The sequence below is a fragment of the Streptomyces sp. NPDC005574 genome (assembly GCF_040605435.1).
Lineage (GTDB): Bacteria > Actinomycetota > Actinomycetes > Streptomycetales > Streptomycetaceae > Streptomyces.
In genome coordinates, this window is the sequence record NZ_JBEXCW010000059.1 from 13,927 (window position 1) to 39,119 (window position 25,193).

The window sequence follows — 25,193 nt, forward strand, 5'->3', positions numbered from 1 at the left end:
AACCCGCGTGGTCATGCACGGCCGCCCTTGTACGCGGTGACCTCTTCGTCCGGTTTCAGCAGACCGCGTGCCCGGTGGCGCCCCACCTCAATGCGGGCGGACAGCACTCCGGCAGCGCTCACGCTCACGAAGTCCGGACCAAGGGGCAGGAGCGCTGTCAGCGACGAAGGGTCGGCGGCGTGTTCACCGCAGACGCCCCATGGGGTGTCCGGCACGATGCCCGTCAGGAGCCGGATCAGCCCCATCGTCCCGGCGGAATGATTGAGATGCGTCATCGGGTCGTCGTCGAGCAGTCGCTGGGAGAGATAGGCGGGCAGCAGCGTGGTGGCGACGTCGTCGCGGCTCATCCCGAGAGAGAATTGCACGAGGTCGTTGGTCCCGACGCTCAAGTAGTCGACCTCGGCAGCGATTTCGGCGGCCCGGAACACCGCTTCCGGAGTCTCGATCATCGCCCCCACGGTGACTTCCGCCGGCAGTTCGAGTGCCTGGCGGACAGCGTGGGCCTCGGCACCTGTGGTGACGAAGGGCAGCAGAATCGCGAGCCGGCTGCGCTGGGCCGGAGGCAGCGCGAGATGGGCCTCCACGATCGCTTGAGCCTGCGTACGATACAGGTCCGGACGCAGCACGCCCAGCCTGCTTCCCCGTACACCCATCATGGGATTCTGCTCCCGCAGGCGCGCCATGTCCTGCGGCGCGGCGAACTCGTGCGCAGGTGGGTCGAGAAGGCGGATGGCGAGCTTTCTGCCCGCACAGCCGGTCATCAACGCGCGGCACTTGGCCGCCAGAAGGTCGCGCAGCGCAGCCAGCGCCGCCTGTCGCTGCGCCGGTTGATCGGACCACAGGGCGATGCGCAGCTGTGGAAGTTCGTCCGCGCCGAAGAACATGTGCTCGGAGCGGGCCACGCCCACGCCCGTCGCGCCGAGCGCCGTGCAGCGCTCTGTCTCCGCGAGGGTGTCGGCATTGGCGTACACCGCCGGTCCGGGAAGTGCGGCCAAGGTCTCGGCTGCCTCGCTCAACTTGCGTACGAGGTCGAGCGCACGCTCGTCCTCGTGCCGATCCAGCCGCCCCCGCCACACCGTTCCGGTCGTTGCGCAGACAGTGACCCACTCGCCGGAGGGCAGGACGTCGCCGTCCGGGAGGTTCAGCGTCCCGTTGCCCAGGGTGAATCCGGCGCCCACCACGCTGGGCTTCTCCCAGGTCCGGGCGAGCACCGCAGCGTGGCTCGTCGTACCTCCACCGGCGGTGAGCAGAGCCGCGGCGTTCGCCGCGGCAGGCATGTCGGATGCGTTGGTCACCGGGCGGGCGTACACGTAAGGAGTGCCCACGCTCACTGCGGAAGCGCACTCGGCGGGGGTCGTGCACAGCACCCCGCTCGCGCAGTCGGGCGCGACACCGATGCCGGAACAAACCGGCACCGCCCCCGTCGGAGCCAAGGCCCGGCCGGCTGCCGCGCGCAGCACCGGCGTCGTCTCATGCGTGGCTAAAAGGCGGGCGGCACGCATCATGGCAGAGGGCACCCTCCCCCCCCTTCCTCGAACCGCGCGTGCCTGGTTCCCGGACGCTTCACGGTCCCTAGATGATGCCCGCCAAATGGTGAATGCGCAGTAGTTTCCGAGTTTCTGAGGTCCCTGGAGTCGGAAGCGGGCATAGTGGCGTCCCGGTGCTGGCCTGGACTCAGACCTGGGCGCTCGGTTCGCTTCACGGCGTAGCAGGTCGTGCACCCGCTATTCCCAGGTGAGGGGCGTCTGCCCGAGAACGCGCGGCTCCCGCGGCGGCTAATGGTGACGCTGATCTTGTGGTTGGGCGGGGCGCGCGCTGACGCGCTGCGTCTGGAGGACACCACCGACGTCATCTTGAGTGGGGAGGGACTGTGTCGGTCGTGACGCTCGTTTGACGCTTTGGGCGACCGTACGCGGGTCAGCGAGCCGGAAAATCGCATCTGACGTGGCCTTTTCCGGAACTCGATCAGTCCGATATCTTTCCGATGACGCACCATGTGGAGTGCGTGGCAATCCTTGAGCCGGTTGCGAAGGGCTCTTGACCTGCGGTTTTGTTGCCCCGGCGGGTTGCTCGACCTGTTTCCCTCCGTGCAGCGGGTCGAGCGGACGGATCGATCTTTGAGAGCTCTCTGAGCTGCGAATTCGTGAGCGAGGCGCTTGCAAGGGCGATGCCTTCAAGTGGCTCTTGCGGGATCCTCGACGCTCGGATGACGCTCGGAATGAAAGCGGCCCTTACACCGGCCCGGTCAGGCGCGGTGGCCAGGCGGTGCTTGTGCTTCGGCATGCCGAAGGTCGGGCGATGCCCCACCGGGCCGCCTTGAGAACGCCCGACTTCAGCCGCGGGATCCGGCCGCCCGGGCGAGCCGGGTGTCGGCATCGATCACGACCGGGTGGTTGGTCGGGTACCGGTAACTCTCCGGCTGCTCGGCAACGTTGTGATCGACCGTGGGGACCAGGGTGCCGTCCACGACCAGCACGGTGTCCTTGCGGAACCGCTTGCGTCGCTGAGCGGCGAGCGCAGGTCCGAGGTGGTCGATGATGCGGTCGGCTGCGGACTTGGACACCCCGAGCAGCGGTGCCGGCTGGTGCAGGGTCAGGTCAGTCCGCCAGTACGCGGCGACCAGCAGCACGCGGCCCTCGAGCGGCAGGCGCCACGGCCGGCCCTTGCGCACCGGATCCGCACCCTCGCGCCGCAACGCGGTGATCGGCTTGCCGAACTGACGCGGGCTCAGCCCGGTGAACGGGGCAGGTTCTCGAAAGTCAGCGGCGATGCCACGGCAGGGCCGCCGGGTAGGCGTCCTCCTCGCCGGCCTGCTTGAGGGAGGCGGCCATGGTGGCGGTGATGGTGGCGAGTTGCTCCACCTGTTCGGGGCTGAGGGCGTCGAACACCACGCGGCGTACGGCAGCAACGTGGCCGGGAGCGGCCTTGTTCATCAACTCCATGCCGGCATCGGTGAGTTCGGCCAGCTGTCCGCGGCCGTCGGCCGGGTCCTCCCGGCGCCGCACGTAGCCCGACTCCTCCAGGCGGATCACCGCGCGCGTGAGGCGGCTGCGGGTGAACTTCAACTGCTCGGCGAGCAAGGACATCCCCAGGGCGCGGTCGGGTGCCACGGACAGGCGGGCCAGGAGGCTGTAGTCCGCGTGTGTCATGGCCGCCTCGCGCCGCAACTGCTGATCGAGGTAGTCGCTCAGCAGCGTCGAGCAGTCGAGGAAGTTGATCCAGGCTCGCAGCTCCTCGGGAGTGAGCCAACGGGGGGATGTCATGCCGGCCACTCTAACCGAGATGTTTGCCTGATCAAACACTTCGGGGTAGCGTCCCACATGTTTGAGGAATCAAACGCCTGCCATTTCGGCGCTGCGCCTGTCGTTCTTGAGCTCTCCGCAGGAGGTCCCCATGCCCGGTTCCGTTCCCGAAGCCGTATCGTCCGCCCCGCCCGCGCCGCGCTCCCGCGGCCTGACCGTGGTCGCGGGGCTTCTCGCGGCGGCTGTCGTGGCCGTCCTCGGAGACGTGGTGGTCGCGTTGCTCGCCCGCGCGGCGGGGGCGTCGGGCGATTTCGCTCCGCTGCACCCCTCCGCGTACGGGCCGCTGACGGTGTTCGGCGTCGTCCTCGGCGCCATAGGCTGGGCGGTCGTCCGTCGTGTCGCCAAGAACCCGGCGGGGCTGCTGCGGTGGCTGGTGCCCGTGCTCGTGGTCGTGTCGTTCGGGCCCGACCTGTCCCTGCTCGGTGGCGGTACGCCCGGCAGTGGGCCGCTGGCCGTCGCCGCGCTGATGGGGATGCATGTGGTGGTTGCGGTCGTCGCCGTCGCCGCCTATCGGCGCGTCCTGCCGCTGCCTGTCCGCTGACGCTGCCCGGCGTGCGCGACGTGTCGGCTGTCGGCGGTGTCCCGGAGGCCGGGACGACCGAGCTTCGGGACACCGCTGCGCAGGAACGGTCGTGCACGTCTTCCGTCTGCGTGACGGTTGGCCGTCCCATCCACAGCGTGGATAACCCGGATACGGGATTCGGATCGCGCAGGGGATGGCACCGGCGCTTCGGCGCCCCCATAGTCGTCGCTACCGCACGCCGCTGTCCGGATGGCGCCGGCGTGCGAGCTTCCCAGCATGCCGTGCGCCGTCGGCGCCCTTGAGGCATGCCCACTTCCTTACACCGCCCCGTGGAGTCGCCATGCCCGGTTCCGTGCCCCCGCCGCCTCCTGCGGCGGTCGATGCCACCACTCCGTCAGCCGTCGCCGTCTCGGGCCCGGCGCATCTGCTGCGGGTGACCCTTCTGATGGCGGGCAGCTGTCTGCCGATCCTGGGGGCGGTGCTGATCGCCCCGGTACTGCCGAAGATGCAGGACCACTTCGCGTCGGTCCCGGGGGCCAAGGCGCTGGTGCCCCTCGCGCTGACCGTCCCGGCGCTGGCACTGGCGCTGCTGGCCCCGTTCGCCGGGGTGATCGTGGACCGGGTGGGCCGCAAGCGCCTGCTGGTCGTGGCGACCGTCCTGTACGCGCTGTTCGGCACGGCACCGCTGTGGTTGGACTCGCTGGGCGGTATCATCGCCAGCCGCGCCCTGGTCGGAGTCGCCGAGGCCGCGATCATGACCTGCTGCACGACTCTGATCGGCGACTACTACACCGGCCGGCGGCGGGTGAAGTACCTCGCCCTGCAGACCGTGTGCGCCTCCGCGTCGGCCACCGTCTTCTTCGTGCTCGGCGGCGCCGCCGGATCGGCGGGCTGGCGCGTGCCCTTCTGGGTCTACGCCGTGAGCCTGGTGCTCGCCCCGCTGATGGCAACCGCCCTGCCCAGCCCGGCGGCCCGTGCGGACGGCGAGGAGACTCCGGCGGAGACGGAGGCCCGCCGCTCGTTCCCCTGGCGGCAGTTGGGCGGCATCTGTGCCCTCACCTTCTTCGGGGCGATGGTCTTCTACACCGTCCCGGTGGAGATGTCGTACCTGCTCGACGACCTCGGGGTGGCGAACACCGCCGTGATCGGACTGGCCACCGCGATCGCCAGTGCCGCGACCGTGGGCGGAGCGGTCACCTTCGCCCGGCTCAAGCGTTCTCCCGACCCGATGCTGCCCGCCGTCTTCGCGGTCTGCGCGGTCGGCTTCGGGGTGATGTTCCTCGCGGGCAGTGCCCCGCTGCTGGTCATCGGGGCGGTCGTCAACTGTGTGGGCACCGGCATGCTGCTGCCCGCCCTTCTCACCAGTGCCATGTCCCGCCTGGCGTTCGAGGACCGAGGCCGCGGGACGGGGCTGTGGACGGCGGCCTTCTTCGGTGGTGAGTTCATCTGCCCGCTGGTGCTGCTCGCCGGGGAGTCCGCGACCGGCAGTCTCGCCGGTGCGGTGGGCGTGCTGGGGCTGGCCGCCGCCCTCGTCGCGGCGGGGCTGTGGGCGGCCCGCCGCCGGGTAGGCGCCGTCGATCCGCGGCCGTTGCCGGAGCAGTTGGCCTGAGGGCGTGCGGGAAGACCACTGAGAGCGCGTCGATCACGGGCTGCCGGGCCCGGTCAGAGCTGGCCCGGCAGCACCCCCGCGCTCTGGTCGACGGGCACGGCCTTCCCTGGGCCCTTGCCATAGCTGTAGCCGTTGCCCGCCAGTGTCGCGCCCACTTCCGCGGCTTTCTGCCGCAGCCAGATGTGGCCCGCGTCCTGAGCGTGCACCGGGTGCCACCACATCGCCTCCCGCACCGGTACCGCCTCGAAGGGGCAGGGCAGGACGCGCACCGCGGCCGATCGGACCGCCTTGCGCGCCAGGCGCTCCTGGATCATCGCGATCCGGCGGGTGCCCTCGACCATGAGGGGCAGCAGCTGGAAGGTCTGCACGGACACCTCCACCTGGGGACTGATCCCTATCATGCTGAGCTGGCGGGCGGCCGGGGCGTCGTAGGGACGCTGGTAGACGGCCCAGGGCAGACGCCCCAGCTGGTCCAGGGAGAGTGCGTCACCGATCTCGGGGTGATCGTCGGCGACCAGGAACAGCCAGCGGTCCTGGTGGAGGTCGACGGCGGGCAAACCGTCGATGACGCCGTGCGGCATCAGCAGTCCGTCGACGGTGCTCAGTACCGCGGCGGTGTTCTCCACGACGGACGGTGCCGGGTGCTGGAAGGTGAGCCGGATGCCGGGCGCCTCCTCGTGCAGGGTGCGGGCGAGTGCGGCACCGAACACGGCCGCCCCGTAGTCGGAGGCGAGCAGGGTGAATTCACGTGACTCCGCCGCCGGGTCGAAGTCGGCCTGGCTGGAGAAGACCCGCTCCAGCAGGTCGCACGCGGTGGCGCTGCGCTCGCGCAGGGCGGCGCCGAGCGGAGTCAGCTCGTACGTGTTGCCGGTGCGGGCGAGCAATTCGTCGTCGAAATGGCGGCGCAGCCGGGACAGCGCGGCGCTCATGGCCGGCTGACTGAGGCCGATGCGCTCGCCGGCCCGGGTGACGTTGCGCTCCTCCAGCAGCGCGCGAAGGGCGAGGACCAGATTGAGGTCGAGTCGGGACAGGTTCACCGGCAAACCACCTTGCAACGAGAGTCATCCATGACGTGGATTTGGCACATCCACAGGATTAATTTCCGTGATTGGCCGATCAGGGTCAGAGTAGACCCCGACCCCGCAGGAGGAAATCTGATGGCAATGCTCGCGCAATCAGCCGGTCCGTTTGCGCTCGGCACGTTCTCCGCTCAGGACGGGGAGTCGTTTCCCGGCCTCCTGGCCGATGACCGGGTACTCGATCTGCGCGGCGCCCTGGACTGGGCGCCGTCGGATCTGCGCGCAGTCCTGGAGCGGTGGGAGGAGACCCTCCCCGTCCTGCGCACCCTGGCGGAGGACGACTCCCCCGGCTGGCTGCCACTGGAGGGCCTGCGGGTGCACGCCCCCATCGAGCCGCGGCAGATCTTTCAGTCCGGCGCCAACTACCGGCAGCACGTGATCGATCTGGAGGTCGCCCACCGTTCCCCCGACGACCCCCGCACCGTCGAGGAGGCACGAGCGGAGATCGCCGCGGTCATGGACCGCCGGGCCGCCGAGGACCTGCCCTACGTGTTCATCGGCCTGCCCAGCGCGATCACGGGCCCCTACGACGACGTGGTCCTGCCCGCCTGGGCCGAACAGCCGGACTGGGAACTGGAGTTGGCGGCCGTCATCGCCAAGCCCGCCTACCGGGTGACGGTCGAGGAGGCCCTGGAGTACGTCGCCGGGTACACCATCGCCAACGACCTCACCGACCGCGCCACCGTGTTCCGCCCGGACATGAAGGCCATCGGCACCGACTGGCTGCGCTGCAAGAACGCTCCCGGTTTCACGCCGCTCGGCCCGTGGCTCGTACCCGCGGAGTCGATTGCGGACCCCGGTGATCTGCGGGTCACGCTCAAGCTGAACGGCGAGACCATGCAGGACGAGTCCACCAAGGACATGCTCTTCGGAGTCGCCCGGCTGGTGTCGTACGCCTCACAGACGGCTCAACTCCTGCCCGGTGACCTGGTGTTGACCGGCAGCCCGGCCGGAAACGGCTTCCACTGGGGACGCCTGCTGCGCGACGGCGACGTCATGGAGGGTTCCATCACCGGCCTGGGCGTGCAGCGCACCCGCTGTGTCGCGGAGGGAACGGCATGAGCCTGGACCGCCGCGACCCGGAGGGCGCGATAGCCGAGGCCGCCAAGGCGTACTCCAACTGGGGGCGTTGGGGTGAGGACGACGTGCTCGGCACACTGAACTTCCTCGACGAGGCCAAGCGACGCGAGGGCGCGGCGCTCGTGCGCCGGGGTGCCAGTTTCTCCCTCTCCCAGCGGTTCGACATGAACGGCCCGCAGAAGGGCTGGCGCCGCCGCACCAACCCGGTGCACACCATGCTCGACACGGGAACCGACGCGGCATTGGGCAACCAGGGTTTCCCGCACGGCATCGGCGGCGCGGACGACGTGATCGCGATGCCGCTGCAGTGCTCCACCCAGTGGGACGGCCTCGGGCACATCTTCGACCACGGCAAGGCGTGGAACGGACGCTGCGCGGAGAAGGTCGTCACCTCCGACGGAGACCTTGTCACGGGCATCGAGCACATGGCGCCGTACGTCGCGGGACGCGGCGTGCTGCTGGACGTGGGCCTGGTCGTCGGCACGGGTGGGGGCACCTCCCGTTCGAGCGGAGCCGAGAGTGGGGGAGAGCTGCCCGACGGGTTCGCCATCACCGAGGAGCACCTTGAGCAGACCGCCGAGGCCCATGGGGTGACCGTCGGCCCCGGCGACATCGTCCTCGTCCGTACCGGACGTCTCGCCCGCGCCCGCCGCGAAGGCTGGGGCGACTATGCGGGCGGCCCCGCGCCCGGCCTGTCGTTCACCACCGCCGGCTGGCTGCACGGCACCGAGATCGCCGCCATCGCCACCGACACCTGGGGTTTCGAGGTCCGCCCCAAAGAGTTCGAGGGCGCCTTCCAGCCGTTGCACCAGGTCGTCATCCCCAACATGGGCCTGCTGATCGGCGAGATGTGGGACCTCGACACTCTCGCCGCCGACTGCGCCGACGACGGCGTGTACGAGTTCTGGCTGACCGCCGCGCCCCTGCCCATCACCGGAGCCGTCGGCTCCCCGGTCAATCCGATCGCCGTCAAGTAACCCGCACCACTGCCGGATGCGCCGTTCCCCGGACAGCAGCGGCGCATCCGGCCCCCACCGCTCCACCCGCTTCGCCGGGTGACCCGTCCCCACCTCTGGCCCGCACTCGCAGCGGGCGAGCCGCAGCCCCCGCCGCCCGAAGTCGCGCGGCCCAACCCCGGGAGGAATCCCCGACATGGCTGACAGCCGCTCTCTCTCCCAGCCTCCGGCCGGGGGCACACCCACCGTCCTGGTCATCGGCGGGGGCGCCTCAGGCAACGCCGTCACCGTCCTGCTGCGCCGCGCCGGCATCGCCGTCGACCTGATCGAGGCCAAGCCGGACTGGAACGCCACCACCGGCTCCGGCATCACCCTCCAGGGCAACGCCCTCAGGGTGCTGCGCGAACTGGGCGTGTGGGAACGGGTGAAAGCCTCCGGATACGCCTTCGGCTCGCTGGGCGTGACCACCCCCGACGGCGCCGTCCTGTTCGTCGCCGAGGACATCCGGACCGGCGGCGAGGACCTGCCCGCCACCCTCGGCATGCAGCGCCCCCAGCTGCAGCAGATCCTCATCGACACGGTCCGCGCCTCCGGCGCCGGCGTTCGCCTCGGCATCACCGTCGAGGCGCTGGAGCAGGACGCCGACGGTGTCGCGGTGCGCTTCAGCGACGGCGGCGAGGGCCGCTACGACCTGGTGATCGGCGCCGACGGAGTCAACTCCGCCACCCGCGCCGCGATCGGCATCACGGACAAACCCGAGCCGACCGGCATGGCCATCTGGCGCATCGCCGCCCCGCGGCCCGAGAGGGTGACGCGCACCGACCTCGCCTACGGCGGCCCCGCCTACATCGCTGGCTACTGCCCCACCAGCGAAAACACCATCTACGCGTACGTCGTCGAAGGGTGTCGCGACCGCGCCTCCATCGACCCGGCCACCTACGCCGACGAGATGCGCCGCCTGGCGCAGAGCTACGGCGGGGTCTGGCCAGAGATCACCGAGCACATCACCGACCCGAAGAAGGTCAACTACACCTGGTTCGACCGCCTGCTGGTCGAGGACTCCTGGCACCGGGGCCGGGTCGTGCTCATCGGCGACGCCGCCCACTGCTGCCCGCCCACCATGGCCCAGGGCGCGGCCATGTCCCTGGAGGACGCCCTCGTCCTCGCCGAGCTGCTCAGCGGGGCTGTGGCCGACGGCCGGGACTGGGACGACGAGCTGCTCCAGGTCTACCACGACCGCCGCATTCCCCGGGTGTGCACCGTTGTCGAGGCGTCCATGCAGATCGGCCAGTGGCAGCTGGACGGTGTGCGCGACGCCGACATGGCCGGGCTGGTCGGCCGCACCATGAACCTCCTCAAGGAGCGCCCGTGACCACCACCGCATCCTCCGCGCCGACCATCGACGTCCACGCCCACCTCCTGCTCCCGGAGGTCGAGGAGGCCGTCGCCGGTCATCCCGGTCTCGCCGAGGCCCGCGCCCTCGACGCGCGCCGCAACGGCGCGGCGGCCCTGGCAGTGAACGGTCCGATGGTCGGCGCGCGGGTGCCGAAGCTGACGGACGCCGCGGTGCGCCTGACGGCCATGGACGCGCAGGGCGTGGACATCCAGCTGGTCAGCCCCTCGCCCTCCCACTACCACTACTGGGCCGAGCCCCAACTGGCCGAGAAGGTCTGCCGACTGGCCAACGAGGGCACCGCCGCACACTGTGTGAAGGCTCCCGACCGCCTGCACGGCCTGGGCCTAGTCCCGCTCCAGCATGCCGACCTCGTGGTCGGCCTGCTCGACCACGCCCTGGACCAGGGGCTGAGGGGCGTGGAGATCTCCTCGCACGCGCCTGGCCACGAATTGTCGGACCCGGCGTACGAAGCCTTCTGGTCCCGTGCGGAGGAGACAGGCGCCCTGGTCTTCCTGCATCCGTTCGGCTGCTCCCTCGACGGGCGCCTGGACCAGTGGTACCTGTCCAACACCGTCGGCCAGCCCGCCGAGAACGCGGTCGCCCTCTCCCATCTGATCTTCTCCGGTGTCCTGGACCGGCACCCGGGCCTGAAGCTGATAGCCGCGCACGGCGGCGGCTACCTGCCCACACACATCGGCCGCTCCGACCACGCCTGGCGGGCCCGTCCCGACGCGCGGGACTGTGAGCGGGAACCGAGCAGCTATCTGAAGCAGCTGTACTTCGACTCCCTGGTCCACGACCCTCAGGTGCTGCGGGAGTTGCTGCGAGCGGTCGGCCCGGAACGAGTCCTGCTCGGCTCCGATTTCCCCTTCGACATGGGCACCGACGACCCGCTCGGCGCGCTGCGCGCCGCGGACCTGCCTGACACCGACTTCCACTCCGTCCGCGGCGGAAACGCCGCCGCTCTGCTCGACCTCGTTTGAGGAGCCCCCCCCATGAACAACCGCCTGCTCACCCACCTCCGCCACGTCGACCTCGCCGTGCCGGACTACGACAAGCAACTCGACTTCTACGCCGGAGTCTGGGGCCTGACCAAGGTCGCCGAGGACTCCGGCATCTCCTTCCTGGCCGCCGAGGGCAGCCCGGAGCAGTACGTCGTCCGGCTGCGCAAGGCCGAGGAGAAGCGTCTCGACCTCGTGTCCTACGGTGCCGCGAGCGCCGCCGACGTGGACACGCTCGCCGAGCGACTCCTCGCGGGAGGGGTGCAGTTGATCTCCCAGCCGGGCAAGGTCGAGACGCCCGGCGGCGGTTACGGCTTCCGCTTCTTCGACGTCGACGGGCGCACTATCGAGGTGTCGGCCGACGTCGAGGTGCGGCAGCACCGCAAGATCGAGGAGAAGGAGTCGATCCCGGTCAAGCTGTCGCACGTCGTGCTCAACTCGCCGGATCTGGACAAGACCAAGGCGTGGTACGAGGAGCACCTCGGCTTCCGGCTGTCCGACACGCTCGGCCATCCGCACATCGGCGACGTCATGCACTTCATGCGGATCAGCAACCAGCACCACTCCATGGCCATCGCCAAGGCCCCGCACACCTCGCTGCACCACATCTCCTTCGAGATGCGCGGAATCGACGAGTACATGCGCGGCTCCGGCCGTGTCATCCGTTCCGGCGCCCGCAAGATCTGGGGGCCGGGCCGGCACATGGCGGGCGACAACACCTTCACCTACTTCCTCGACCCGCACGGCAACACGGTGGAGTACACGACGGAGTTGGAGCTGCTGGACGAGGACACCTGGCACCCGCACGTCTACGACTTCTCCCAGCCCGAGGTCACCGACCAGTGGGGCACCGCCAACCCCATGAACGAACTGGTCACCAAGGAGTCCTTCAACGACGTCGACCGCGGCGTCTTCGTCGCTCCGCCGGTCTGATCGGCGGAGCATTCAGTCCCCGGGGGCGCGGTGGCCCTGTCAAGCCCTGACTCCCACGCCGCGCCCCCGGCCTCCGCACCCACCTCTCACGCCGACAGCCGACAGGAAACCGCCATGCGCTTCGCCGCGTACGAGTACCGCAACCGACGCCACGTGGCCGTCGTCTCAGAGGACGGCACGCTCCACCCCCTGCCCGGCGTCAGCTCACTGACCGGCCTGCTCGCCGAGGGCGGCGGCCTGCCCGAACTGCTCGACGCGGGCTCCGCGACCGTCGACGTCCCGGCCGGCCCCCACGTCTCCGACGTACGACTGCTGGCGCCGCTCCAGCCGCCCACCGTGCGGGACTTCGTCACCTTCGAGGAACACGTCGAGGGCGTACGGCGGTCCGTGGACGGGGCTGCCGGGGTACCGGAGCGGTGGTACGCGGCGCCGACGTTCTACTTCGGCAACCCCTACGCCATGTACGGGCCGCACGACGACATCCCCATGCCGCCCGGCTCGACCGTGCTCGACTTCGAACTCGAAGTGGCCGCCGTGATCGGCAAGGAGGGCCGCGACCTCACGCCCGAGCAGGCCCGCGACCACATCGCCGGCTACACCGTCTTCAACGACTGGTCGGCACGGGACCTGCAGTCCGCCGAGATGAAGGTCGGCCTCGGCCCCTGCAAGGGCAAGGACACCGCCACCACGCTGGGACCTTACCTGGTCACCGCCGACGAGCTGGCCAAGTACCGCGACGCGGACGGCTTCCTGCGCCTGGCGCTCACCGCCGAGATCAACGGCGAGGTCGTGGGCAAGGATCTGCTGTCCAACATGAGCTGGACCTTCGAGGAGATGGCCGCCTACGCCTCACGCGGCACCGTCGTCCGCCCCGGCGACGTCCTCGGTTCCGGGACCTGCGGAAACGGCGGCTGCCTCGCCGAGCTGTGGGGTGTACGGGGTGAACAGTCCCCGCCTCCCCTGAAGCCCGGCGACACGGTCACCCTCACCGTCGAGGGCATCGGCTCCGTCTCCAACACCGTGGTGGCCGGCCCGGACCCCATGACCGTTCCCGTCGCCCGACGCCGCTCCCGGGAGCGGCCGTGACCGACCTCCACCCCAAGCGGCTGCTCGGCAAGGTCGTCGTGGTCACCGGCGCCGCCCGCGGCCAGGGCGCCGCCGAGGCCGAGGCGCTGACCCGCGAGGGCGCCCGGGTGATCGCCACCGACGTCTCGGAGTCACCCGGCTGCCGCCGTCTCGACGTCACGAACGAGAAGGACTGGGCGGAACTCGCCGCCGACCTGCGTGAGGCGTACGGGCAGGTGCACGGCCTGGTCAACAACGCCGGCATCACCTGGCGAGCCCGCCTCGACGCCGTACGCCCCGAGGACATGGCCCACGTCCACGCGGTCAACGTCACCGGCCCGCTGCTGGGCATCCAGCACCTTGCCCCGCTGATGCCACCCGGCTCCTCGATCGTGAACGTCGGCTCGTCCGCGGCGCTCACCGGCCACTACCCGGTCGCCTACACGGCCAGCAAGTGGGCGCTGCGCGGCCTGTCGCGGACCGCCGCCATGGAACTGGGGCCCGTCGGCATCCGCGTGAACATCGTCCACCCCGGCTTCATAGAAACGGACATGACCGCCTCCGCGGCGCCCGGCTTCCGAGAGGCGAACGTCCGCGAGACACCGCTCGGCCGGACCGGAACCGTCGACGAGATCACCCCGCTCGTCGTCTTCCTTCTCTCCGACGAGGCGTCCTTCATCACGGGGGCCGAGATACCGGTCGACGGCGGACTCACCGCGCATGGCGGCGTCAAGTCGATCTCCGACGCCCTGCGCGCGGACGCCTGAACCGGCGACCACGCAGGACAGCCACGACAGAAAGGCCCTCTCTCTCATGGACAAGGTCCGCGCGAGCGCCGCCGAGGCGGTCGTCGACATCCCCGACGGTGCGTCGCTGGCCGTCGGCGGCTTCGGCCTCAGCGGCATCCCCGGCGTGCTCATCCAGGCACTCCACGCCCAGGGCACCACCGGCCTGGAGGTCGTGTCGAACAACTGCGGTGTGGACGGACGCGGACTGGGAGTCCTGCTGGCCGACGGCCGGATCGCCCGTGTCACGGGCAGTTACGTGGGCGAGAACAAGGAGTTCGCCCGTCAGTACCTGTCGGGCGAGCTGGAGGTGGAGCTGGTGCCGCAGGGCACGCTGGCCGAACGGCTGCGCGCCGGGGGAGCGGGCATCCCCGCCTTCTACACCCCGGCAGGGGTGGGCACCCAGGTGGCCAGGGGAGGGCTGCCCTGGCGTTACCGGCCCGACGGCACGGTCGCGGTGGCCTCCCCGCCCAAGGAGACCCGCGACTTCGCGGGCCGTGCGTACGTCCTGGAGCACGGCATCACCACCGACTTCGCCCTCGTACGGGCCTGGCGCGGCGACCGCCACGGGAACCTGGTCTTCCGTAAGGCCGCCGCCAACTTCAACCCGCTGGCCGCGATGGCGGGCAGCATCACCGTCGCCGAGGTGGAGGAGCTCGTCGAGCCGGGCGCGCTGAGCCCGGACGAAATCCACCTGCCGGGCATCTTCGTCCAGCGGATCGTGGTCCTCACCCCGACCGAGGCCGCCGACAAGCAGATCGAGCACCTTTCCCTTTCCGCGTCTTCGACACGAGGAGCCGTACGCGCATGAGCACCACCCTCGGAACGCGGCTGGGCTGGACCCGGGACCAGATGGCCGCCCGCGCCGCCGCCGAACTCACCGACGGCTCCTACGTCAACCTCGGCATCGGCCTGCCCACCCTCATACCCGGCCACCTGCCCCCGGACGTCCATGTGATCCTGCACTCCGAGAACGGCATCCTGGGCACAGGCCCGTACCCGACCGAGGCCGAGGTCGACCCCGACCTGATCAACGCGGGCAAGGAGACCGTCACGGTGCTGCCCGGAGCCTCCTTCTTCGACTCGGCCCTGTCCTTCGGCATGATCCGGGGCGGCCACATCGACACTGCCGTGCTCGGCGCGATGCAGGTCTCCGCCTCAGGCGACCTGGCCAACTGGATGATCCCGGGCAAGATGGTCAAGGGCATGGGCGGCGCGATGGACCTCGTCCACGGCGCCCGCCGCGTCATTGTCCTGATGGAACACACCGCCAAGGACGGCAGCCCGAAGATCCTCACCGAATGCACCCTGCCGCTCACCGGCGAACAGTGCGTCCACCGCATCATCACCGACCTCGGCGTCCTCGACGTCACACCCGAGGGCCTCGCTCTCGTGGAATGCGCGCCGGATGTCACCGCCGAGGACATCGCCGCCCGCACCGATGCACCTCTGATCCGGAAGTCGTGAACCATGGACGCGTCGGGCGGCTAGGGACCATGGTTACCGCCCGTCCGGGCGTCGGTGGGCACGGTGCACCTCGTGAGCCGCGGCCTTTGTCGCCGGAGGTGCCGTCGGCGCGCCCGGCGCGTGCCGCTTCGCGGGAGGCTCCCATGGCCGCCGGGACGGGTGCCCCGACCTCGGCACCGCGTGGGAGTGGTTCGACTTCGGCTCGTACGGTGCGATGTCCTCGACTCGTCTTGGCCGGCGTGGGGGACCGGCTCCCGTCGCGCGCTGTACGGGGCCGTGGCGCACATGGGCTCGTCGGCTGGGCAGGTCCTCATCACGGTGACCCTGCCTCGCCGTCGTCGGCTACGTGCTGCGCCGCAAGGCGACGACCGACCGACCCCGGCGACCGTCCGCACCGGAGCCACGTGGTCCGGCTGACCTTCCTGCGGGCCTCGAACAGCGCCCGCTGCCGCATGGGGACGACGTACTCGCTGGAGTACCTCAAGAACACCCTGCACCTGCCAAGCAGGCTCGCCCTGGAGTATCGCCGGGCTGCCGGGGGAGGTGGGGCCTGAGGTGCGGGCGTCGAGAAATTCACGAGGTGGATGTCCGATATGGGTGAGCCAAATGGGTCAAGGGGTAGGCGTGAGGTTCATTTTGACCCATAGTCATGCAAGCCCTGATATCCCTTTTCTTGGCACGGCCACGGCGGTACCCCACTGCGCGCCTTGGTGACCGCCTTCGTGGAGACCTCGCATGCCTGGATTCGCTCCGCCGCCCGTACCCGCCGACGTTCTCATCGTGCAGAGCACCGAGCCCGTGCCTGAAGCCGGGAGCCGTGTGCGCTTGACGCTCCTGATGGTCGGCAGCTGTCTGCCGGTCCTCGGCGCGGTGCTGCTCGCGCCGATGCTGTCGAAGCTGCAGGCGAGGTTCGGTTCGGTACCCCACGCGGACGCGCTGGTCCCGATGATCCTCACGCTCCCCGCCCTCACGCTCGCCCTGTTCGCTCCCCTCGCGGGTGTCATGATCGACCGCTTCGGGCGCAAACGCCTGTTGGTGGTCGCGACGCTTCTGTACGCGCTGTTCGGCACCGCCCCCCTGTGGCTGGACTCGCTTCATGCCGTTGTGGCCAGCCGAGCCCTGCTCGGTGTCACGGAGGCATTCATCATGACCGCTTGCACGACGATGATCGGCGATTTCTACCAAGGCCGAGCGCGCGACCAGTACCTGGCCCTGCAGACCGTGTGTGCCACTGTCTCGGCCACCGCATTCATCATCCTCGGCGGCACCATGGGTGCCTCGGACTGGCATGGCCCGTTCCGGCTCTACGCCGTCGGGCTGCTCCTCGCCCCCGCGATGGCTGCGTTCCTGCCCAAGTCCGGGTCGAAGGCCGCCAGATCGCATGGTGCCGTGGAGGAGGCGCTCGACGTCGCGCGGCGGTCGGCCTCGTCCCTCCGGCTGGCGGGCGTCTGCGTGCTCTCGGTTTTCGGCGGCATCGTGTTCTATACCGTCCCGGTGGAAACGGCGTATCTGATGAACGGCCTGGGCATAGAGTCAAGCGGCCTCATCGGCATGGTCACGGCGATCGCAAGCGCGGGTACCGTCTGCGGGAGTGTCATCTTCGCCTCCATGATCGGCAGGCCGGAGCGCAGGCTGCCCGCGATCTTCGTCGTGTGCGGGGCGGGGTTTGTCGTGATCGGCTTGGCCCACAACGTGGCGGTCCTGATCTTCGGCACGTTCCTCAACTGCATCGGCACCGGTTTCTTGTTGCCCTCACTGCTCACCTGGGCGAAGTCCAAGCTGGAGTACGCCAACCGTGGCCGCGTCACCGGCTTGTGGATCGCGTCGTTCTTCCTCGGCCAGTTCCTCTGCCCGTTCACCCTGATGGCGATGGAGTCCGCCACCGGTCTCCGCACCACCGCCGTGAGCAGCCTCGGCTTCGCCTCGGCGGTCGTGGCGATCGGACTGCTGCCTCTCCTGCGACGGACGCCGACTTCACAGAAGGCCGTTCGGGCGTGACTCGACAGCCGAGTTGAGGGCCGGCAGTCGGTCGCCCCGGCCACGGTCCGGGTCGGTGCGCGCGCCGACACCGCATCTCTGTCCGTGGCCTCCATCGCACGGAGGCTCCACGACCCCGTGAGCAGGGCCCCGCCACTCGTGCAGCGACTCCGGCAGGCGCCGCCGAAACTCTTCCCGGTACAGCGAGAGGTCCTCGGCGTCCGCTCCCGCGAGGTCCCTCTGCGGGGGTGCCGGGGCTTGTGCGGGGGGCGCCAGGCAGCCTGTTCTGTTCCGAGGCCGAGCGATGGACTGAAGTTCATGACCCTCGTCCTGGAACCTCGTCGCACCTGGGCGCCCTGCTGTGGGCGGCCAGGCGGAACGAGGGTTCCACGTCCGGCGGACTGCTGGGAGTCTCAGCGAGTCGTTGGTGCGGTGCGCGCTTGAGGTTCTCGCCTCCACGGGGGCGCTGCAGACGGCTGTGCTGGAGGCGCACGCCGACCGGCTGGACGAGCTGTGCCTGCCGTCCGGCGAACCCGCCTCGGCCGATCGCTGGATCTTCAGCACACTGCGGGAGCTGGAGGGGCATCTGGAGGCCCTGGACCGGCCGTCGGGGCAGTCCGGTCCAACCTGGCGCACCTCGTAGCCCTGCTCGGTGGCCTGGCTGCGTTGGTGAAGTGGACGGACGGCCTGTCCGTCATGACGCTCGTTTGACGCTCCGGACGTCCGCACGCCGGTCGGTTGGCCCAGAAACCGGCGCTGACCTGGTGGTTCCTGTAGCGCGTTCAAGTCGACGCCTTTCCGATGACGCATCACGTGGAGTGCGTGGCGGTTCTGGAGCCGGCTTCAAAGGCGCTCTGACCTGCGGTTTCTTGGACTGCTCAGGTGCGTCGAGGTGTGCCCGACCTGTTTCCCTCAGTCCATCGCGTGGAGTGCGTCGCAGGCCCGTGTCACATGCCTCACCTGCTGCTTCGAACAGCGGGGTGCGGGCGATGAGCGTTCTGCCCCGTCTTCGTGAGGGGCGGTGGGGGACATGTCTTGACGCTCGTTCGACGCTGCTTCTGATAGGGCGTCACGGCGCTCGTTCGATTGGCTGTCAAGCCCGCGAAGGTCCTGTTCGGCGTTCGCGGTGTCGGTCTCGGCGGTTTCCGACGCGCGGTTGAGGCGCAGGGCCAGTAGGACCAAGCGGTCAAAAGACGTCCCCGAGGCCGATGACCAGCGTGTCTCTTTGATCTGCTCGTCGGTTGATCGGGCGTGTCTGTCCGGTGGGTGATCACTGATGCGATGTGGGACCGGATCGAGCCGTTGATGCCGGCCGATCCGGTCCGTGGTCGGCGATGGGCCGACCATCGTCGAACCCTGGAGGCCATCGCGTGGAAGTACCGCACCGGCTCGCCTTGCTGTCCACAGCCCACCTGGGCAGCCGTTTGTGAGCGGCCTGGAATGAACGCTGCGCTCCTGGCAGCGGCCGATGGTGCTGACGACATCGGTTGGACCGTGTCGGTGAACTCCACCGTCTGCCGGGCTCACCAGCACGCCGCCGGAGCCAGGAAAAAGGGGCGCCATTTCGGGCTGAGCCCGATGACCACGCGCTCGGACGTTCCCGCGGCGGCCTGAGTACGAAGGTCCATCTCGTCAGCGACAGCCATGATCACGACGGCGCCGGTCGCCGCGCGTCACGTCACGCGAATGCCCTCGCGGTCTTCGAGGGCGCTGATGGCGGTGGCGGTGAGGCTGTGGGTGACGTGGCCTCGCATCAGCTGGGCCATCGAGCCCTACGGGCTGTTCTGGTACGAGGAGATCGGCGACCCGCTCGACTACCACCTCAACGCCACCGTCGCCGAGCACTACACCGGCTCCATCGCCACGGGCGAGAACCTCTTCTCCCTCCAGGACGCCCGCAACCTGATCCGCTACGGCGGCCTGCGCCCCGACCGCGACACCATCCAGGTCGACCCCGCGCTCTCCTACGGTCTGGTGGAGTACCTGCGTATCCAGGACATGCTCCGCCGGCACGGCTGGTCATCAAGGCGCTGCATCCCGCACGGCGGGCACCAGTTCTCCCTGCACATCGCAGCAGCCCTCAAGCTCGGCGGCAACGAGTCCTACCCGGGTGAGTTCCAGCCCACCGGCGGCTTCGCCGACGACGCCGTGGTCGACAAGAGCCGCGTCGGCCTGACCGAGACCCCCGGCATCGGCTTCGAGAGCAAGGCCGCCTTCCACAAGGTGCTGCGCGCCCTGCACAGCTGACCGCCATCTCGGGGGGCGCGCGATCCGGGTCGCGTCCCCCGCACCACCCCCCCACGGGACAGGGCTACACACGATCGTCGTGCAAGGGAGCACCAACGATGACAAGCACCGCCGCCGCCGGCCGCCCGCAGCGGTCACGGTTGAGCCGTCTCATACGTGAGCTGTGGTTCCAGGTCGTACTGGCCGCCGTCCTCGGCATCGCCGTCGGCATCCTCGCGCCCGGGCTGGGTGAGGACCTGAAGCCGCTCAACGACTGGTTCATCGCGCTGGTCAAGATGATCGTGATCCCGGTCGTCTTCTGCGTGGTCTCCACCGGCATCGCCTCCATGGACAACCTGCGCAAGGCCGGCCGGATCGGTGTGAAGGCGATCGGCTACTTCCTGGTGCTGTCCCTGGTGTCCATGCTGACCGGGCTGGTCGTCGCCAACATCTTCCAGCCCGGCTTCGCCACCGTCGCCACCTCGAGCACCAGCGAGCTCTACACCTACCTCAGCGAGAAGATCGGCGGCCTCGACGGCATGCAGGCCGTGGAAACCGCCCTGACCCTGCGGCATGTCAAGCAACTCACCTACGAGCCGAGCCGCTGACCGCTCACCGCCGAACGGCCACCAGGCGACCGAGATCGCACATGGACCCTCGCGTACGGAGCGACGGACCGACGGAGCGACGGTGGTCGGGTGCTGCACCGTCGGCGGACGCGCTCGTCACCTCTTCGTCTCGCCGACGCTGGGTACGGGGCAGGCGGCCCGGCAACGACGGATCCGCCGTTACCGCACAGACTGTGATCCTGGCCACCGGGGTCTCCGACCGGCGGCTCCCTGCGCCCGGTCTGGGGGAGCTGACCGGCAGGGGCGCCTTCCACGGCTCAGCCAGGGACCGCCGATCCATGGACAAGCCGTCCTCTCCCGCCCCTGCGCGGGCGCCCCTACGGTCGAGGCTGCGGGCGCTCACCGGCCCGCCGTACCGAAGGAGCAAGACCCCCATGAAGATCACCGGCAACACGATCCTGATCACCGGCGGAACCTCGGGCATCGGCCTCGGTCTGGCCCTGCGTCTGCACGAGGCCGGCAACAAGGTGATCGTCGCCGGCCGGCGCAAGGAGCTCCTCGACGAGATCACGGCCGAGCACCCGGGCATCGACGCGCTCGTCCTCGATGTGGCGGACCCCGACTCGATCGCCCGGGCCCGTGAGACCGTGGCGGCGAGCCACCCGGGGCTGAACGTCCTGGTCAACAACGCCGGCATCATGCTGCGGGAGAACCTCCTCGACCCGGCCGGACTCCCGGTCGCCGAGGACCACGTCACCGTCAACCTGCTCGGCACGATCCGGATGACGTACGCCTTCCTGCCGCTGCTGGTGGGCAAGGACGACGCGGTCGTCATGAACGTCACCTCGGCGCTGGCGTTCGTCCCGTATCAGAGCACCCCGACCTACAGCGCGACCAAGGCCGCGCTGCACTCCTTCTCCGAGAGCCTGCGCATCCAGCTCGCCGGTGCTGACGCGGGCGTCCAGGTGATCGAGGTGGTTCCGCCGGGCGTGCGCACGACCCTGCTGGGCCAGGAGGACAGCGAACACGCCATGCCGCTGGACGACTTCCTCACTCAGGCTCTCGGCCTGCTGCGAGAGAAGCCCGACGCGAAGGAGATTGTCGTCGAGCGCGCGAGGTTCATCCGCGACGCGGTGGCCACAGGCTCCTACGACGATGTCCTCGCCATGATCGCCGGCAGCTGACCGACCTGTAGTGACCGACGCGGAACAACAGCAAGCGGGAAGGTCCTGTTGGGCCACATCAGGGACGAACGCGAGCTGGAACGCCTCGGGGGAGATACTCACCGGAGGCGCGGAACGCTGAGGAAGCGTCTTCGGCGTCGCCAGGCTCGTCGCACGGGAGGCGCCCCGGCTCCGTCCTGAGTGCCGTCGGGAAGGCGAGCGCCTGGCCGACACGGCGCACATCGTCGTCCGCCAGCCCGGCCGCGAGGTCCGCGGCCGTTCCCAAAGCGTCGGGCGCCGTCGACGGGGGACCGTCGCCGCAGGCCGCCTTCCATACCCGGTGGCCTGCGGCGTGCCGCCGACGGCCAGCGCATTTTCCAGCGGATCATGCAGGTCAAGGGCCCATCGGGTCTTCCTGCCGCGAGCGGCCTCGGTATCGGCCTCGCTCATGGGCGGCTTGGCGCGGGTGGGAGAGGAGTGCTCAGCCATGGATTGGCGGTCTCTGGATAGGCGGCCTGGATACGGCGAGGATGTGGCCATGGACAAGAAGGAACTGGCGGAATTCCTTCGCCACCGGCGTGAGACGCTGCGGCCCCGCGACGTCGGACTGGTCGAGGGGCCGCGGAGGCGTACCCAGGGGCTGCGCCGCGAGGAGGTCGCGCAGCTCGCCGGCATGTCCACCGACTACTACGCCCGGCTGGAGCAGCAGCGTGCTCCTCAGCCTTCCGTCCAGATCACCGCGGCTCTCGCCCGGGCGCTGCGGCTGTCCCTGGACGAGCGCGATCATCTCTTTGTCCTCATCGGCCACAACGCGCCGGCCCGCTTCCATCGCTCCGAATATGTCAGCCCGACGCTGATGCGGGTCCTGGACCGCCTGGACGACTCCCCGGCCATGGTGCAGACCGATCTGTTCGACACTCTCGCGATGAACCCCTTGGCCGTGGCGCTGCTTGGCGACCAGACCCGCCACACCGGTCTGGCCCGCAGCGGGTACTACCGCTGGTTCATGGACCCGGCCGAACGTTTGATGGTTCCCGAGGAGACCCACGAACGCCACGGCCGTGCCCAGGCGGCACGTCTGCGAGCCGCGCTGACGGCCGGCAGCGACACCCCCCGAGCCGCCCGGATCCTCGCCGAACTCCAGGAACACAGCCCCGAGTTCGTCCGCATGTGGGAACTTCAGGAGGTCGCACAGAGCTACGACGACTGCAAGACCATCCTTCATCCCGAACTCGGCCGCATCGACGTCGACGCTCAGGTCCTGTTCACCGAGAACCGTGCCCAGAGCCTGGTGGTGCTGACCACTCGCCCCGGCACCGAGAGCCACAGCAAACTCGAACTGCTTTCCGTCATAGGGCACCAGCAGCTCACTTCCTGACGTTCTGGGCCGGGGGACCGGGCCGGCACTTCGGCAAGGCCGTCATCACCCACTGACACCACCGCGTCCGCGGTCGGCCGCAGCCCCGGTCGCGCCGCAGGGACCAAGTCCGGGAACCCCGGTCACCGAAACCGGGGTTCCGTTTCGGACAAGGAGTTTCACCATGAAGATCGGCATTCTCGGCACCGGGAACATCGGCAAGACGTTGACCAGGCGGTTGAGCGCGGCCGGGCACGAGGTAAAGGCGGCTAATTCGCGCGGCCCGGAGACGATCGAGGCGTGGGCCGAATTCCACTCCAGCAGGGTGTTGCCCCGCACGACGCTCCGGCTGTCCTCAATGCCCGAGCACCCCGCCGACGGCCTCAAGTCCAGCCCCGGGAACGGCGATATCAGCGGCCTCCTAGCGGCGACGTGGCCACGTGAGATGGATGACCCGCCGGGAAATGCGCCAGCCGTCATCGGTGCGTCGCAGGTCGTCGTCGTAGACGACGCTGGCGACACCGCCGCCCTCCAGCAGGCTCAGACCTTTGGATCGGGCCCGCACCTCGTCGCCCGGGCCCTCCGACACGACGATGTTCGTCGTGTGGTGGGCTTTCGCGTGTCCGGGGGCGTTCATGAAGGCCGCGATCGCGTCCAGCCCGACGACCGGGTCGCCGCCGAAGACGCTGCCGTCCCACACCGCGTCCTCGGTGAGGCATTCGCCGAGACGGTCCAGTGCGTGGTCGTCCATGATGTGCGCCCACAGCGCCAGGGCCCTGCTGATTTCGACGGTGTCTTCAGTCGTGGGTTTCACGTTCGGCTCTCCATGTTGTGCGTTGCTGGATCAGGTCTTGGCGCCGCTCAGCATGGCCAGCACCTGGTCGTAGGCGCCGTTGGCCTCGGCGATTCTCTCCTTCGCCGCAGAGGCCGGGCGCCCGGCAGTCTCGACTATGGGGGTGTATCGGCGGGGGCGGGAGAGGATCACATATCCATGGACCGACGATCCTCCCCAGCACGGCCACCATCGGGTCGCCAGGACTTGAGGCGAGCGAAGGCGCCTTCGCCTGGAGCGCGGAGACGGGCGTGGTCGCGGTTGTATCGCTGGTAGCGCTCCGGAAGTTCACGGTGGCCGTAGTAAGGGATGCGGACGGCGGAGCAGGCGCTGCAGTAAGGCGCGATCGGGCGTGGATGAGCCACGAGACGTGCTCAACCAGCTCGTACGGAACGTCGAGCATGGGCCGCCCACGGAGCACAGCCGGGTACCGGGATGCTCCGCGGCGTCCAGCGCCTGATCCAGCGTCAGCAGCGGTGCCCTGGCGGGCGCTTCCTCGCAGTCGGCGGCGTGGACGACGCTTCGGCCGGGACCGCGCCCCGCCGTCCGGCTTCTGCAGGACCCAGCCCGACGGGCGGCGTTCGCTTCACGAGGCAGAGACCGCCGATCCATGGACAAACCTTCCTCTCCCGCCCCTGCGCGGACGCTCCTACGGTCGAGGCTGCGGGCGCTCACCGGCCCGCCGTACCGAAGGAGCAAGACCCCCATGAAGATCACCGGCAACACGATCCTGATCACCGGCGGAACCTCGGGCATCGGGCTCGGTCTGGCCCTGCGTCTGCACGAGGCCGGCAACAAGGTGATCGTCGCCGGCCGGCGCAAGGAGCTCCTCGACGAGATCACGGCCGAGCACGCGGGCATCGACGCGCTCGTCCTCGACGTCGCCGACCCCGACTCGATCGCCCGGGCCCGCGAGACCGTGGCGGCGAGCCACCCGGGGCTGAACGTCCTCGTCAACAACGCCGGCATTCAGCTGCTGGAGAGCGTCCTCGACCCGGCCGGACTCCAGGCCGCCGAGGATCACGTCGCGACCAATCTGCTCGGCACGATCCGGATGACGTACGCCTTCCTGCCGCTGCTGGTGGGCAAGGACGACGCGGTCGTCGTGAACGTCACCTCCGCGCTGGCGTTCGTACCGCTCCCGTTCACGCCGACCTACAGCGCGACCAAGGCCGCGCTGCACTCCTTCTCCGAGAGCCTCCGCATCCAGCTCGCCGGTGCTGACTCCGGCGTCCAGGTGATCGAGGTGGTCCCGCCGGCTGTACGCACGACCCTGATGGGCCAGCAGGACAACGATCAGTCCATGCCGTTGGACGACTTCCTCACCGAGGCTCTCGACCTGCTGCGCGAGAAGCCCGACGCGAAGGAGATTGTCGTCGAGCGCGCCAGGTTCATCCGCGACGCGCAGGCCAACGGCTCCTACGACGACGTCCTCGCCATGATCAGCGGCAGCTGACCGACCTGTGGCAGGCGCGGAACAACAGCACGCGGGCGGGTCCTGTCGGGCCGCATCATGGACGAACGCGAGCTGGACCGCCTCGGGGAGCTCCTCGCCGAAGACGCGGAGCGGTAAGGAAGTGCCTTCGGCTCCGCCCCGGTCGTCGCAACGGAGACGACCGGCTGCGTCCTGAGCCGAGGGGCACGCGAGAGCCCGTCTGACACGGCGAACATCGTCGTGTCAGACGGGCCGGGCGACGAGGCCCGGGGCAGGGGCCGGTCAAAGCGTTGGGTCCAAAGCGGCGCAGCGCCGACAGCCGGCGAATTGCCCAGCGGGTCATGCAGGAGTAGGTGATCATCGGGTCGTCTCGCTGCGCGCCCTCGCGTCGGCCAGTCAGCCATACGAGCGGCTTCGCGCGGGTGGGAGAGGAGGGCT

Annotated in this window: 23 protein-coding genes and 6 pseudogenes; 21 read left to right on the forward strand and 8 right to left on the reverse strand. The window is 69.6% G+C overall.

What is annotated here, in order from left to right; genetic code table 11:
- Positions 1-11 precede the first annotated feature (11 nt).
- The 3 genes and pseudogenes from ABZT03_RS29420 to ABZT03_RS29430 form a co-directional block, all read right to left on the reverse strand.
- Entirely contained in the window at positions 12-1,505 is a 1,494-nt protein-coding gene (locus ABZT03_RS29420; RefSeq protein WP_356044797.1) for a putative PEP-binding protein, read from the reverse strand.
- Between the two features lie 854 nt (positions 1,506-2,359).
- Positions 2,360-2,770, reverse strand: a pseudogene (locus ABZT03_RS29425) (transposase family protein); the annotation flags it as partial.
- Complete coding sequence (locus tag ABZT03_RS29430; RefSeq protein WP_356044800.1) at positions 2,760-3,263, reverse strand: MarR family transcriptional regulator; 504 nt, start codon at positions 3,261-3,263, stop codon at positions 2,760-2,762. The gene ABZT03_RS29430 and the pseudogene ABZT03_RS29425, both read right to left, overlap by 11 nt.
- Positions 3,264-3,393: 130 nt before the next feature.
- On the opposite strand from ABZT03_RS29430, the gene ABZT03_RS29435 reads away from it, so the two are divergent.
- Both ABZT03_RS29435 and ABZT03_RS29440 read left to right on the forward strand, forming a co-directional pair.
- Positions 3,394-3,843, forward strand: coding sequence for a DUF6069 family protein (locus ABZT03_RS29435; RefSeq protein WP_355734455.1), 450 nt, complete (start codon positions 3,394-3,396; stop codon positions 3,841-3,843).
- Between the two features lie 322 nt (positions 3,844-4,165).
- Entirely contained in the window at positions 4,166-5,434 is a 1,269-nt protein-coding gene (locus ABZT03_RS29440; RefSeq protein WP_356044803.1) for an MFS transporter, read from the forward strand.
- 53 nt (positions 5,435-5,487) lie between these two features.
- Here ABZT03_RS29440 and ABZT03_RS29445 read toward each other — a convergent pair whose 3' ends face one another.
- Positions 5,488-6,471, reverse strand: coding sequence for a LysR family transcriptional regulator (locus ABZT03_RS29445; protein WP_355734461.1), 984 nt, complete (start codon positions 6,469-6,471; stop codon positions 5,488-5,490).
- A gap of 120 nt (positions 6,472-6,591) precedes the next feature.
- Between ABZT03_RS29445 and ABZT03_RS29450 the strand changes: the two genes are divergently transcribed.
- From ABZT03_RS29450 to ABZT03_RS29535, 18 genes and pseudogenes are all read left to right on the forward strand, one after another.
- Positions 6,592-7,575: a fumarylacetoacetate hydrolase family protein gene (locus tag ABZT03_RS29450; protein ID WP_356044806.1), complete on the forward strand. Its 984-nt coding sequence runs from the start codon at positions 6,592-6,594 to the stop codon at positions 7,573-7,575.
- Positions 7,572-8,570 carry a cyclase family protein gene (locus tag ABZT03_RS29455; protein WP_356044808.1) on the forward strand — a complete coding sequence of 333 codons (999 nt, stop codon included), beginning with the start codon at positions 7,572-7,574 and terminating at the stop codon, positions 8,568-8,570. The genes ABZT03_RS29450 and ABZT03_RS29455 overlap by 4 nt, the downstream gene beginning before the upstream one ends.
- Before the next feature lie 175 nt (positions 8,571-8,745).
- On the forward strand, positions 8,746-9,921 hold the full coding sequence (locus tag ABZT03_RS29460; RefSeq protein ID WP_356044810.1) for an FAD-dependent oxidoreductase: 1,176 nt from the start codon (positions 8,746-8,748) through the stop codon (positions 9,919-9,921).
- Positions 9,918-10,928 (forward strand): amidohydrolase family protein, encoded by a 1,011-nt coding sequence (locus tag ABZT03_RS29465; RefSeq protein ID WP_356044813.1) that lies wholly within the window; start codon positions 9,918-9,920, stop codon positions 10,926-10,928. The genes ABZT03_RS29460 and ABZT03_RS29465 overlap by 4 nt, the downstream gene beginning before the upstream one ends.
- Positions 10,929-10,940: 12 nt before the next feature.
- Positions 10,941-11,879 (forward strand): VOC family protein, encoded by a 939-nt coding sequence (locus tag ABZT03_RS29470; RefSeq protein ID WP_356044816.1) that lies wholly within the window; start codon positions 10,941-10,943, stop codon positions 11,877-11,879.
- 114 nt (positions 11,880-11,993) lie between these two features.
- Complete coding sequence (locus ABZT03_RS29475) at positions 11,994-12,965, forward strand: fumarylacetoacetate hydrolase family protein (RefSeq protein ID WP_355734477.1); 972 nt, start codon at positions 11,994-11,996, stop codon at positions 12,963-12,965.
- The gene (locus ABZT03_RS29480; protein ID WP_355734479.1) at positions 12,962-13,711 is read left to right on the forward strand and encodes an SDR family oxidoreductase; all 750 of its coding nucleotides are present in this window, start codon (positions 12,962-12,964) and stop codon (positions 13,709-13,711) included. Before ABZT03_RS29475 ends, ABZT03_RS29480 begins: the two co-directional genes overlap by 4 nt.
- A 46-nt stretch (positions 13,712-13,757) precedes the next feature.
- Positions 13,758-14,540: a CoA transferase subunit A gene (locus ABZT03_RS29485; RefSeq protein ID WP_355734482.1), complete on the forward strand. Its 783-nt coding sequence runs from the start codon at positions 13,758-13,760 to the stop codon at positions 14,538-14,540.
- Between the two features lie 20 nt (positions 14,541-14,560).
- The gene (locus ABZT03_RS29490; RefSeq protein ID WP_355735515.1) at positions 14,561-15,196 is read left to right on the forward strand and encodes a CoA transferase subunit B; all 636 of its coding nucleotides are present in this window, start codon (positions 14,561-14,563) and stop codon (positions 15,194-15,196) included.
- A 404-nt stretch (positions 15,197-15,600) separates the two neighbouring features.
- Positions 15,601-15,750 (forward strand): hypothetical protein, encoded by a 150-nt coding sequence (locus ABZT03_RS29495; RefSeq protein ID WP_356044819.1) that lies wholly within the window; start codon positions 15,601-15,603, stop codon positions 15,748-15,750.
- Between the two features lie 226 nt (positions 15,751-15,976).
- Positions 15,977-17,194, forward strand: coding sequence for an MFS transporter (locus tag ABZT03_RS29500; protein WP_356044822.1), 1,218 nt, complete (start codon positions 15,977-15,979; stop codon positions 17,192-17,194).
- Positions 17,195-17,588: 394 nt separating this feature from the next.
- Positions 17,589-17,771, forward strand: a pseudogene (locus tag ABZT03_RS29505) (TIGR02677 family protein); the annotation flags it as partial.
- Positions 17,772-18,424: 653 nt separating this feature from the next.
- Positions 18,425-18,816, forward strand: a pseudogene (locus tag ABZT03_RS29510) (transposase); the annotation flags it as partial.
- A gap of 94 nt (positions 18,817-18,910) precedes the next feature.
- On the forward strand, positions 18,911-19,420 hold the full coding sequence (locus tag ABZT03_RS29515; RefSeq protein WP_356044824.1) for an enolase C-terminal domain-like protein: 510 nt from the start codon (positions 18,911-18,913) through the stop codon (positions 19,418-19,420).
- A 98-nt stretch (positions 19,421-19,518) separates the two neighbouring features.
- A complete protein-coding gene (locus ABZT03_RS29520; RefSeq protein ID WP_356044827.1) occupies positions 19,519-20,007 on the forward strand; it encodes a cation:dicarboxylase symporter family transporter in 489 nt (162 codons plus the stop codon).
- A 395-nt stretch (positions 20,008-20,402) separates the two neighbouring features.
- A complete protein-coding gene (locus ABZT03_RS29525) occupies positions 20,403-21,152 on the forward strand; it encodes an SDR family NAD(P)-dependent oxidoreductase (RefSeq protein ID WP_356044830.1) in 750 nt (249 codons plus the stop codon).
- Positions 21,153-21,669: 517 nt separating this feature from the next.
- Positions 21,670-22,509, forward strand: coding sequence for a helix-turn-helix transcriptional regulator (locus ABZT03_RS29530; protein WP_356044833.1), 840 nt, complete (start codon positions 21,670-21,672; stop codon positions 22,507-22,509).
- 163 nt (positions 22,510-22,672) lie between these two features.
- Positions 22,673-22,750 (forward strand): annotated as a pseudogene (locus tag ABZT03_RS29535) (NAD(P)-binding domain-containing protein); the annotation flags it as partial.
- A gap of 159 nt (positions 22,751-22,909) precedes the next feature.
- Here ABZT03_RS29535 and ABZT03_RS29540 read toward each other — a convergent pair.
- From ABZT03_RS29540 to ABZT03_RS29555, 4 genes and pseudogenes are all read right to left on the reverse strand, one after another.
- Positions 22,910-23,302, reverse strand: coding sequence for a nuclear transport factor 2 family protein (locus ABZT03_RS29540; RefSeq protein ID WP_355734525.1), 393 nt, complete (start codon positions 23,300-23,302; stop codon positions 22,910-22,912).
- A 30-nt stretch (positions 23,303-23,332) separates the two neighbouring features.
- Complete coding sequence (locus ABZT03_RS29545; protein ID WP_356044836.1) at positions 23,333-23,473, reverse strand: hypothetical protein; 141 nt, start codon at positions 23,471-23,473, stop codon at positions 23,333-23,335.
- A 47-nt stretch (positions 23,474-23,520) separates the two neighbouring features.
- A pseudogene (locus ABZT03_RS29550) lies at positions 23,521-23,649 on the reverse strand (IS5/IS1182 family transposase); the annotation flags it as partial.
- Positions 23,609-23,900: pseudogene (locus ABZT03_RS29555) on the reverse strand (DUF6233 domain-containing protein); the annotation flags it as partial. The pseudogenes ABZT03_RS29550 and ABZT03_RS29555, both read right to left, overlap by 41 nt.
- 126 nt (positions 23,901-24,026) lie before the next feature.
- Between ABZT03_RS29555 and ABZT03_RS29560 the strand changes: the two are divergent.
- Positions 24,027-24,776: an SDR family NAD(P)-dependent oxidoreductase gene (locus tag ABZT03_RS29560; RefSeq protein ID WP_356044839.1), complete on the forward strand. Its 750-nt coding sequence runs from the start codon at positions 24,027-24,029 to the stop codon at positions 24,774-24,776.
- Positions 24,777-25,193: the final 417 nt, after the last annotated feature.

Excerpts from the sequence above, each read along its gene's own strand:
- ABZT03_RS29520 (WP_356044827.1), top strand. The coding sequence starts at position 19,519 with ATGACAAGCACCGCCGCCGCCGGCCGCCCGCAGCGGTCACGGTTGAGC.
- ABZT03_RS29440 (WP_356044803.1), top strand. The coding sequence starts at position 4,166 with ATGCCCGGTTCCGTGCCCCCGCCGCCTCCTGCGGCGGTCGATGCCACC.
- ABZT03_RS29420 (WP_356044797.1), bottom strand. The coding sequence starts at position 1,505 with ATGATGCGTGCCGCCCGCCTTTTAGCCACGCATGAGACGACGCCGGTG.
- ABZT03_RS29450 (WP_356044806.1), top strand. The coding sequence starts at position 6,592 with ATGGCAATGCTCGCGCAATCAGCCGGTCCGTTTGCGCTCGGCACGTTC.
- ABZT03_RS29530 (WP_356044833.1), top strand. The coding sequence starts at position 21,670 with ATGGACAAGAAGGAACTGGCGGAATTCCTTCGCCACCGGCGTGAGACG.
- ABZT03_RS29475 (WP_355734477.1), top strand. The coding sequence starts at position 11,994 with ATGCGCTTCGCCGCGTACGAGTACCGCAACCGACGCCACGTGGCCGTC.
- ABZT03_RS29460 (WP_356044810.1), top strand. The coding sequence starts at position 8,746 with ATGGCTGACAGCCGCTCTCTCTCCCAGCCTCCGGCCGGGGGCACACCC.
- ABZT03_RS29470 (WP_356044816.1), top strand. The coding sequence starts at position 10,941 with ATGAACAACCGCCTGCTCACCCACCTCCGCCACGTCGACCTCGCCGTG.
- ABZT03_RS29455 (WP_356044808.1), top strand. The coding sequence starts at position 7,572 with ATGAGCCTGGACCGCCGCGACCCGGAGGGCGCGATAGCCGAGGCCGCC.
- ABZT03_RS29435 (WP_355734455.1), top strand. The coding sequence starts at position 3,394 with ATGCCCGGTTCCGTTCCCGAAGCCGTATCGTCCGCCCCGCCCGCGCCG.
- ABZT03_RS29560 (WP_356044839.1), top strand. The coding sequence starts at position 24,027 with ATGAAGATCACCGGCAACACGATCCTGATCACCGGCGGAACCTCGGGC.
- ABZT03_RS29525 (WP_356044830.1), top strand. The coding sequence starts at position 20,403 with ATGAAGATCACCGGCAACACGATCCTGATCACCGGCGGAACCTCGGGC.
- ABZT03_RS29430 (WP_356044800.1), bottom strand. The coding sequence starts at position 3,263 with ATGACATCCCCCCGTTGGCTCACTCCCGAGGAGCTGCGAGCCTGGATC.
- ABZT03_RS29485 (WP_355734482.1), top strand. The coding sequence starts at position 13,758 with ATGGACAAGGTCCGCGCGAGCGCCGCCGAGGCGGTCGTCGACATCCCC.